This is a genomic window from Bartonella sp. P12B (genome assembly GCF_055796185.1).
Genome location: NZ_JBTTDI010000024.1, coordinates 1 through 8,704, shown reverse-complemented (window position 1 = coordinate 8,704; position 8,704 = coordinate 1). Strand labels below are relative to the sequence as shown.

General features: G+C 39.7%; 11 protein-coding genes and 1 pseudogene. 1 reads left to right on the top strand and 11 read right to left on the bottom strand.

Annotated features, from left to right (window positions below):
• Window positions 1–195: 195 nt before the first annotated feature.
• The 9 genes and pseudogenes from AC0QT1_RS08060 to AC0QT1_RS08020 all read right to left on the bottom strand — a co-directional run bounded on the left by AC0QT1_RS08060 (window position 196) and on the right by AC0QT1_RS08020 (window position 5,687).
• The gene (locus tag AC0QT1_RS08060) at window positions 196–1,095 is read right to left on the bottom strand and encodes an outer membrane beta-barrel protein (protein ID WP_473199701.1); all 900 of its coding nucleotides are present in this window, start codon (window positions 1,093–1,095) and stop codon (window positions 196–198) included.
• A 225-nt stretch (window positions 1,096–1,320) separates the two neighbouring features.
• Window positions 1,321–1,536, bottom strand: a complete 216-nt coding sequence (locus tag AC0QT1_RS08055) for a hypothetical protein (RefSeq protein ID WP_473199700.1) — start codon at window positions 1,534–1,536, stop codon at window positions 1,321–1,323.
• Window positions 1,529–1,735 (bottom strand): hypothetical protein, encoded by a 207-nt coding sequence (locus tag AC0QT1_RS08050; protein ID WP_473202068.1) that lies wholly within the window; start codon window positions 1,733–1,735, stop codon window positions 1,529–1,531. Before AC0QT1_RS08050 ends, AC0QT1_RS08055 begins: the two co-directional genes overlap by 8 nt.
• Entirely contained in the window at window positions 1,668–1,895 is a 228-nt protein-coding gene (locus AC0QT1_RS08045; RefSeq protein ID WP_473199698.1) for a hypothetical protein, read from the bottom strand. The genes AC0QT1_RS08050 and AC0QT1_RS08045 overlap by 68 nt, the downstream gene beginning before the upstream one ends.
• Window positions 1,892–2,063: pseudogene (locus AC0QT1_RS08040) on the bottom strand (lysozyme); the annotation flags it as partial. The gene AC0QT1_RS08045 and the pseudogene AC0QT1_RS08040, both read right to left, overlap by 4 nt.
• A 28-nt stretch (window positions 2,064–2,091) precedes the next feature.
• Window positions 2,092–2,754 (bottom strand): lysozyme, encoded by a 663-nt coding sequence (locus AC0QT1_RS08035; protein WP_473202067.1) that lies wholly within the window; start codon window positions 2,752–2,754, stop codon window positions 2,092–2,094.
• A gap of 597 nt (window positions 2,755–3,351) precedes the next feature.
• The gene (locus tag AC0QT1_RS08030) at window positions 3,352–4,287 is read right to left on the bottom strand and encodes a YopJ/AvrA family T3SS effector serine/threonine acetyltransferase (RefSeq protein WP_473202066.1); all 936 of its coding nucleotides are present in this window, start codon (window positions 4,285–4,287) and stop codon (window positions 3,352–3,354) included.
• A gap of 457 nt (window positions 4,288–4,744) precedes the next feature.
• Window positions 4,745–5,437: a YopJ/AvrA family T3SS effector serine/threonine acetyltransferase gene (locus AC0QT1_RS08025; protein WP_473199696.1), complete on the bottom strand. Its 693-nt coding sequence runs from the start codon at window positions 5,435–5,437 to the stop codon at window positions 4,745–4,747.
• Between the two features lie 97 nt (window positions 5,438–5,534).
• A complete protein-coding gene (locus tag AC0QT1_RS08020) occupies window positions 5,535–5,687 on the bottom strand; it encodes a hypothetical protein (RefSeq protein WP_473199695.1) in 153 nt (50 codons plus the stop codon).
• A gap of 581 nt (window positions 5,688–6,268) precedes the next feature.
• Here AC0QT1_RS08020 and AC0QT1_RS08015 point away from each other — a divergent pair.
• Window positions 6,269–6,445, top strand: a complete 177-nt coding sequence (locus AC0QT1_RS08015) for a hypothetical protein (RefSeq protein WP_473202065.1) — start codon at window positions 6,269–6,271, stop codon at window positions 6,443–6,445.
• A 294-nt stretch (window positions 6,446–6,739) separates the two neighbouring features.
• Here AC0QT1_RS08015 and AC0QT1_RS08010 read toward each other — a convergent pair whose 3' ends face one another.
• Complete coding sequence (locus tag AC0QT1_RS08010) at window positions 6,740–7,063, bottom strand: hypothetical protein (protein ID WP_473199693.1); 324 nt, start codon at window positions 7,061–7,063, stop codon at window positions 6,740–6,742.
• A gap of 32 nt (window positions 7,064–7,095) precedes the next feature.
• A complete protein-coding gene (locus tag AC0QT1_RS08005) occupies window positions 7,096–7,644 on the bottom strand; it encodes a hypothetical protein (RefSeq protein WP_473202064.1) in 549 nt (182 codons plus the stop codon).
• Between the last annotated feature and the right edge of the window lie 1,060 nt (window positions 7,645–8,704).

Sequence of the window (8,704 nt, the reverse complement as noted above, 5' to 3'; positions counted from 1 at the left end):
TTCAAGCGTTCAAGCGTTCAAGCGTTCAAGCGTTCAAGCGTTCAAGCGTTCAAGCATTCAAGCGTTCAAGCGTGCGCATAGGATCTCTGGTGATCTCTTTCCCGCTCTCAAGAATGAGATTTTATTGTCAATAAATAAAAACCCCCGTAGGAGCGGGGGTTTTAGCAATTTTCTCTTCTCTATTTTTGCAATAAATTAAAATTTATAAGCGATACCAATGCGGAAATTATTGGTTTTACTGCTAATTTCGAGTTTATCGTCGGCAAATTTCTTTTTACCAAAATCTGAATAACGATATTCTGCACGCATGATAATATTATCTGTCATTGCAAGATCAACACCACCACCTAGTGTATAACCAACCATCGTTTTTGTTTCATCCAAGACATTGCCAGAAGCAAATATGAAAGTAGGATCTTCTTGCGATTTTGACAAAATTGACTGGATATATTGCATCTGCATATAGGCTGCACCACCAGCAACATACGGCATAATGCAACCTGAACCAAAACCAATACGTACGCGCGTTGCACCAGCCCACTTTTCTTTTAAAGTAACACTACTCTCAACAATATCGCCAATATTAGGGATTGTTTCATCAGAAGATCCAGGTCTTTTAATAGTAAGTCCAGCCTCTTTAAAGACTGCGTTAATCGAATCTAACTCATCGTCATCTAAAATTTTTCTTTGATCACCCTTTTTGATGCTTTTTCTACCAGACCAGACCATATCTGTATCAACACTTAAAATAATGTTGCTTCCCAGATCAAAATTAGAACCCCCATAAATGCCCGCTACGAATCCTGATGGTTGAGGTGATAAAGATTTATCAACCCAATACCATTTTCCAGTTTTGGCATCTTCAGCGTAATTTAAAGAATTATTACTTGAAAAGCTCCCAACCTGTCCTCCAAGATAAAAACCGTTCCAAGTGAAAGGTGGAGCAACAACAACTGGTGAAACAGTCTGTTTAGATCCTTGAGAGATCGAAACAGGTGGTTTTGCTTGTTGAAGAATTATGGTATCTGCTGCTTGTACCGTTGAAGTTGCAAGTAAACTAAAGATCGATACTGTCACTAAAAAATTTTTATTCATAAAAATCCCTCTATGTTCAATACATAATGTATTATACATACTTCCATTAAAAAATCTATAGTTAATATAAATGTCAAAAATAAAATACTATAAAAGTTTATTTTTTGAATAATTAAACACAAATGAAGGCGATAAGCGCTTCAAATCTATTGATCTCCCTTAATTTCTTCTGCGGCTCCAATATTTTTCGGTAAAGGGAAGAGATAAGCTTTTAAGAAGAAGGTGTTAGTTTTTTAAAAACCACCGTTTTAAATGGGCAAAGACACTGTCTATTGCATCCATAAGTCGAGCAAAATCAAGGATCAGCAAAAAGAGAAAAAACGCAATCCACTTCATCAAGCGAGACATCATTTTTACACTTTGGTAGGTGATGATCATTTCTTGAAGCATTTCTTTTTCTGCTTCTGTAAGCTCCGTGTGTTTTTCAGTTTTTCTAGCCATGTTTCCACCCACACAAATATTCACCTTGCTTGTTATGCTTTAAGATTTCTCTTGCTAAGTTTGAACTGATGGCGTGCAAATCTTGCGGGTCCAGATAAATGGGCAACCAACCCACACAAGAAGAAAGGTCTTTATTTGTTGCGCAACCAATCAGAGAGCTCAGTACGCACATCAGCATCACTTTTTTGATTAATTTCATTTTCCACCTCAAGCCGTGTTGTTGCTCTCTTTAAAGCCTTCTCTGTTTGCTTTTGCTGTTCAGTCTTTTTGCCAAGAACAAAAGCTTTTGCTAAAAGCATAAAAAAAGCGGCGAAAGCCGCACCTGTTAGCATTAGATTTCTTTTCATCCATAAGATCATAGTCGGTGCTCCTGAAAGCGTTTAGCGACACAGAAAAGTCCTGCACATGCTACTAAAACCATAATAGTTGCCAATGCCCATTGGATGGGGCCATTTCCTGCTAACAAGCCGCCAAGACTTGAGAAAGATCCTAATGATTGGGGCAAGGGCTTGTGCTTTGAAAGGGTCTCTTGTTTTTTTCTTTTCATCCATAAGATCATAGCCGGTGCTCCTGAAAACGTTTAGCGACAAAGAAAAGACCGGCACAGGCGGCTAAGACCATAATGGCAGCTAGTGCCCATTGGATGGGACCATTGCCCGCTAACAAACCGCCAAGTCCTGAGAAAGAGCCAATGATTGGAGCAAGGGCTTCCGCTTTGAAAATCCCCGTTGGCTGTTCGGTTTCTACTGGTTGATAATTGGAGGAAACATAAGCCCCTTTTGCCCATAAGCCTGCTTCTGCTGTACGCCGGTGTACGAGACCTTGAAGACGCTTTCCACCTGTTTTGGTCCATTTCTGTAATTCAGAGGGCACCGCTTCATATTCACCTTGATTGAGCTTTTTTAACAGAGTCGAATTGCAAAAGGCTGCTGTTCCTACATTATAACAAAAGGATACGAGTGCCGCGAATTGTTCATCGGTTAAGGAAACTTGAACGGCTTGTTCAACAGCGTTCTCAAATTGTCTTAAGTCTTGGCAAAGGAATTCTTCTGCTTGCTGTTCGGTGATACTCATGCCCTTATGAACAAAGGGTTTTCCAGCAGAGCTTGTATGTCCATAACCAATTGTCCACACACCAATGGCGTCTTTATAGGCATTTAAACGCAAACCTTCCCATTGTTTAATAAGTGCTAATCCTTCTGATGATATTTTTCGCATAGGCTTCTCCATAAAAAAGCCCCACATTTTGTGAGGCTGTTTGATCTCTTAAAAACGAATACTTCTCTGTTCTTCAGGGAACAGAAGAAAAACTTTTATGAAACTCTTGAGGAGTGATGGTGGTTGAGAGCGGCTGATGGCGCTAGCGGGTTGGCGTTGATGGAGTGTGTGGGTGGTGTTGGTGGCGGTTAGTGATGTTGATGGGGTGTTGCGTGGTGATGGTGGTTGAGAGGGGTTGGTGGTGCTAGCGGGTTAAGGGTGTATTGGTGGTGTGGTTGGCTGGTGGTGGGAAAGTGGTTTGCTGCTTGTGTAGGGGGATGGTGGAGAAGCAGATCCTTTGGAAAAATATGAAATTGCTCCAGCTTTCCATAGATCGGTCTTTTTGTCGAAAATGCTCTGAGAATTTTTGAGCTTATAGATTTAAGATAGGCTATTGTTGAGTTAACAGCGATGTTTTGCTTTCATAGGCAAGCAGTTTATATGGTTTGTGGTTTGATAAATTAGAAGTAAATCAATTGGCTAATATGAACGGACTTAATCCATAAACTTGAATGGAGTGTTTAATTCTCCTCAAAATAAATAACGTTAAAAAGTCCATCATCGTTGAAGGACTGATTTATAGTCCTTGATCCTTTTTCTATGAGGTGAAACAGAAAGTGTTTTGTCCTCTGGTGTCACTAAATTTCTTTCAAACCTTTTAGCAAGCGTTTCGCCTCTTTTGTTCACTTTTTCATATTCAGCGCTAGGATTGGATTTTATATAGTGTTCGAGACGCCTTTTGCCTTGTGTGTGTTTGTAAAAGCTGGCGGGAAGATACGTATCTAATTTTTCAGAAGGTAGTGGCGTATTGGGTTCGCATAAGACGCCGCGTATGTTATCTTGGTGCATTCTCGTTAATTTGTGCGCTTCGAGATACAGTTTTTTGGCAAGAGCTAAACTAAATATTCCACATTCAGAGGGACTTCGTTGAATATCCATTTCTGCTACAGAAAAATGACATTCAGACAAGGGAAATGCTTCAATGGCTTGTCTTGTTCTCAATCCTAACAGAGATGCACTTATGTTATGCGTAAAAGTTGTCGATTCAAAGAGTATCACGGACACGTTGTTTTCAATGGTTTGATGATCAATTACCGCAAAATGGTTTCCCCTTTCCTGCGTGTTTATTATATATCTTGAAGATTGAATGCCATTCTCGATCGTTTCTTTTAGTAAGCGGGTAAAGTCGTGCGCTGTTAATGCAAATTTAAGATGCATTTCCGGATATTTACAATTGGCCTGCTTTATTAGCGCGGGCATCATTTGAAGATCAATATCTTCATAATCAGCAATGAGCCAAGAACCGCTGGAGATGTCTTTTTCTAAAGTGGTAATAATATCTTGTAATTTTGTAGGACTGAAGGGGAGACCTGCTGATTGGGCGCTCTTTAACTCTAAATGTGCAAGAGAGCTTTCTTGTGATTCATTGATAGGAACTTCTTCTTGTCTTGGCGATGGGGTGTCTATGGTGCTTTTAGAATCTTGCGGTTTCATAATATTGCTCCATGTTAACAATCGACGGGGAATGCTATACTGCTCTTCTGGCTGAAACATGTCGGAGTATTCATTTCTCTCAAGGTAAGAGGGAAAGAAATGAGGGCAGCTTTTATTGAGAAAGTTTTGCAAAGCAAGATGAACGGTTTTTTTAAGATCCTTCTTGTGAGATCTTGCATCTTCAAAATTTGCAAAAATTGTAAAAGACTTGAGGGAAAGTGCTCCTTTCATCTTGATAGTCTAAAACTAGGTTTTTTGCTATCTTTAGATGTCTCAAATTTTTTTGATTATGATAGGTGAAGTGTAACTTCATACGACAATTTGCTGCTCCTGTAGGGGCTTTATAAACCGAAAAAGCAAGGAGCCCAAAAAGCAGGAGAATATGCTCATATGAATAGGCTTGATTCCTAAACGGAATGTCACCTTCTATTATAGATATGCGCAAAAATAGGTAACACTACATCATGAGAGATTTATATTCAGAAACTCTTTTTCTATGTAAGGAAACAGAGACAGCTTTTCCCTCTGTTGTTCTTGAGTTTTTCTCAAATCTTTCACGAAGTGTTTGGTCTTTTTTGTTTACTTTTTCACTTTCAGCCCCTGGATTTGATTTTATATATTGCTCGAGACGTCTTTTCCCTTGCGTGTGTTTGTAAAAGCTGGCGGGAAGGTACAGATCGACTTTATCAGAAGAGAGAGTTGTATTGGGTTCACATAAGACGCCGCTTAGATTATCTTGGTGCATTCTTATCAATTTTTCAGCTTCGGTATGAAGCTTTTTAGCAAGAGCTAAACAAAATATTCCACATTCCAAGGAACTGCGCTGAATGTTTAGGACACTCTTGGAAAAATGACATTCAGGCACTCCACGTTGAATGCTGAGTTGGAGTCTTACTGAGAGCAAGAGTGCTGTCTCACTCTCAAACGTGGCGGGTTCAAAAGCGATCAAAGATGTTTTGCCCGCAATAGTTCGTTGATCGAGTTCTACAGAATGGATCCCTCGATCCGTTGTGTTCACGATATATCTAGAAGATGAAATTCCGCTCTCTATTACTTCTTTTATGGAAGAGATAAGCTCTGCCGATGTTGTGACAAGTTTAAGATTTAATCTTTCATATTTTCGATTTGCTTGCTCTATCAGAAATGGCATCAGCTTAAGATCTGTATTGGCATAATGGTCATTGCTTTTGATCCTTTGATACCGATTCCATCAGAAAGATCATGTTCGAGTTCTGTGATAAGAGCGGTTAATTCTTCATGATTGAATGGGATCTTTTTTCTTTTTCAAGGCTCAGATCCGCTAAATTTGTAGAAAGATTTTCTAAGGCTTCACTCGCACTCGCACCTTCCTGCGTTTTTGATGATCCTTGAGCACTGTTTTTGGAATCCTGTAGTTTCATAATAGAGCTCCATGTTAACAAACGACATGGAATGCTACGCTGCTATTTTGGCTGAATCATGTTGCGATCTTCATGGTTTTCCCATCTTGAAAGTTTTCTCCTCTTTTGAGCACCCTCATGAGGCATTCCTCTTTTGCTAAAGACCAAGTGTCATTTCTTTCTCGCTCTAAAGAACGCAGATCCCCCATTTACACTGCTGGGTAAACTCTGGTTTTTCTTGAGAAGGTATCCACACGCTGACAGTAGATGTCATTTCCTACAGAGGCTTATGGCGATTTAGAGGAGCCATGGAGAGCTTACGAAACTCTAGAGCTGCTGAGTGGCGTAATTTTACTTTGAACATTCCGGTCACGATGCCCTTTTTGATAAGGTTTAAAGCATAAATGACGGTGAGAAGTTGTTTTTACTGTCAATTCTTTCCTTTGGCAAGCAAAGAGAGAAATGTTTACTGATTGCGATAAACAAAGTGAAAATGAGAGAGAAGAGTATTTTTTATAGGTATGAAGGCACTCTTTCCCCCTTGCTTTTTAGAACAATTTAGCAATACTATCAGAAGAATGCAGTAATATGGAGGGATTATTATGAAATTTTTGCACAAAAAAACATTCCCCGCATTCATCATTAAATACGATTTCTCCTCTGTTGTCAAGAGAAAAACGATGATAGTGGGTTTCTGTAGCTGGATAGCTGGTTGGGCAAAAACGCTTGCTTTCTACTTGGCAAATTTTTGGGATGCCGAAGGAATGCTTTTCTTTTGAGAGAGAAAAATCGTTTCCTTCAAGTTGGCATTTTCATTGGCTTGTCAAAGAAAGAGTGATTGCAGCAAAAAAATGAAAATGAGAAAGAAAAGAGCACCTTATTTAGAGGCATAAAGACACTCGTATCCCCCCCTCTAGCTTTTTAGAACAATTTAGCAATACTATCAGAAGAATGCAGTAATATGGAGGGATTATTATGAAATTTTTGCACAAAAAAGCATTCCCCGCATTCGTCATTAAATACGATTTCCCCTCTGTTGTCAAGAGAAAAACGATGATAGTGGGGGTAGCTGTCTAGTGGGTTGGCAAAGATGCTGGCTGTCTTCCTGACAAGTTGTTGCTATGCCGAAAAAACACTTTTTTTTGAGAAAAAAAGATCGTTTTGCTAAGGTGGAATGTTCGTTGCCGATGATGATCTAAGCTTTGTGTGGCTGTTGTCATTGGAATTGATTCCTTGCTAGGGGAATTGATCGTTTTGGAATTGATGATTGTGGCATGCATCATGCGCGGTGGCGCTTGTTTTTCATCCCAAGTCTCCTTTGTTGCACTGTTGCTTATTTTGCTAAGCTGCTGTTTGCAAACAGCATCCGGTAAGGCTAGAGAGGTTGTGTGCGTCAATCTTGATCTCTTTGTGTTGCGCGGGGGCTTCTTTATTGTCCTTCAAAATATTTATGAAGCGCATTGAGAATAAGACGCAACGAACTGACGAGTGAGGACAGTGGCTGATCCTCGACGACAAGATATTGTAATGCGGCATGAAAATTATGTTGGCGATGTAGATTTTGTGCTTCTTGAATGGCTTTTTTCATGTTCTCATAGTGATCCGTGGCTTTTTGAATCCACTGCTTGTGTGCTTTTTCATCTGAGGCATGGGTAAAATCATCATAATATCCACTCGGTAACCCTTTGGCACATAAATAATCATTTCTGATTTGGAGATAGCGTTGCGCAGTCTCATATTGCTCTTGACTGATCCCTTCGCCATCCTGTTTATAACCAAGCAAACAAAGACGCCCTATATAAGAACTCGAAAGCGGATTTTTGGCTTCTTCTCGTGTCAGACCAAAATGTTTCGCACGCATTTCAATGGTAAGAAGAGGAGCCGGAGTGCGTGGGTTTTTGGCGCGTGAAATACGGCCATTTTGTTCTCTGAGCTTTCCTGTTATTCTCGGTCTACCGCGTTTTTTACCTGTTTTCATGACTCTACCGTGTGAATTTAAAAAAGACTGTCTGTTTAAGAGCGACTGTGGTGGAAAAAAATTCTTCAAATGGTCTCATCGGGGCGTGCTCATTTTGGAAATAAAATTGGAGGGGGAAAGAGTGGAGGCTCGTTGTGAGCAAAACGCTGGGGGCGATCATGGGCGGTAAAGGTGTCTTTTCTTCTTAGGGAAGGCCATGCTGTTTATAGGGAAAGGACCTTACCTCATACACTACCATTGTTTTTGATCTCGCTCTTTAGGGGCGATCATGGGCTTTAAAAAAATGAAGATGTGTTGAGAAATTTTAAGAGCCATTTTTTTAGTTTGAACGAAAAAAGACAATGAAAGACTCATGGGAAAAACGCTTGGGGAAAAACGCTTGGGGAAAAACGCTTGGGGAAAAACGCTTGGGGAAAAACGCTTGGGGAAAAATGCTTGGGGAAAAACGCATGGGAAAGATTCATAGAAGATGCCCATGGGGGGATGCTCGTACGTTTTATAAATGTGGGGTTTTGTTGGGTTGTTTTCTCTTTCTGTTTGAGGAGATCTTGCATAGGTTTTTCACTCTTGCTTGAAAAGCCATTATTCTGGTCAACACTCCTAGAGGCTGATGATTGCTGCCGAATCAAGAGGACTGATGTAAAATCCGTCCATTCAGCCTCTCTTGTAAATTAAACATCTCTACCATCCTTTTTAGAGGAAATTTTCTCCTGTGTTGAATAGAATATATCTGTAAAAACACGTTTTATCGTCCCTCATGATACCATAACTTGATGACTCTTTTCAAATAAAATATCAATCATATCATTATAATATAAGATTCATGACAAAGTAATCGATAAAATTTTCTGCTTGTGTGTGATTTTTATCGTCATCCTTTATAGAGGTTAATATTTTATCACTTTATTCGTGCTGTTTTGTAAAAAAACGGCTTTTGTCATGAAATTGCCTTGTCATGAAGGGCGAATCATTAAAAAATATATTTTCTATCACAAATTCGTTAACCAGTGCCGGTGTTAACCAGTGCCGGTGTTAACCAGTGCCGGTGTTAACCAGTGCC

What these genes read in the sequence shown, in the direction of transcription:
- AC0QT1_RS08055 (WP_473199700.1), bottom strand. Translation starts at nt 1,536, where the DNA reads ATGGCTAGAAAAACTGAAAAACACACGGAGCTTACAGAAGCAGAAAAA.
- AC0QT1_RS08050 (WP_473202068.1), bottom strand. Translation starts at nt 1,735, where the DNA reads ATGAAATTAATCAAAAAAGTGATGCTGATGTGCGTACTGAGCTCTCTG.
- AC0QT1_RS08035 (WP_473202067.1), bottom strand. Translation starts at nt 2,754, where the DNA reads ATGCGAAAAATATCATCAGAAGGATTAGCACTTATTAAACAATGGGAA.
- AC0QT1_RS08015 (WP_473202065.1), top strand. Translation starts at nt 6,269, where the DNA reads ATGAAATTTTTGCACAAAAAAACATTCCCCGCATTCATCATTAAATAC.
- AC0QT1_RS08020 (WP_473199695.1), bottom strand. Translation starts at nt 5,687, where the DNA reads ATGAAACTACAGGATTCCAAAAACAGTGCTCAAGGATCATCAAAAACG.
- AC0QT1_RS08025 (WP_473199696.1), bottom strand. Translation starts at nt 5,437, where the DNA reads ATGCCATTTCTGATAGAGCAAGCAAATCGAAAATATGAAAGATTAAAT.
- AC0QT1_RS08005 (WP_473202064.1), bottom strand. Translation starts at nt 7,644, where the DNA reads ATGAAAACAGGTAAAAAACGCGGTAGACCGAGAATAACAGGAAAGCTC.
- AC0QT1_RS08030 (WP_473202066.1), bottom strand. Translation starts at nt 4,287, where the DNA reads ATGAAACCGCAAGATTCTAAAAGCACCATAGACACCCCATCGCCAAGA.
- AC0QT1_RS08045 (WP_473199698.1), bottom strand. Translation starts at nt 1,895, where the DNA reads ATGATCTTATGGATGAAAAGAAATCTAATGCTAACAGGTGCGGCTTTC.
- AC0QT1_RS08060 (WP_473199701.1), bottom strand. Translation starts at nt 1,095, where the DNA reads ATGAATAAAAATTTTTTAGTGACAGTATCGATCTTTAGTTTACTTGCA.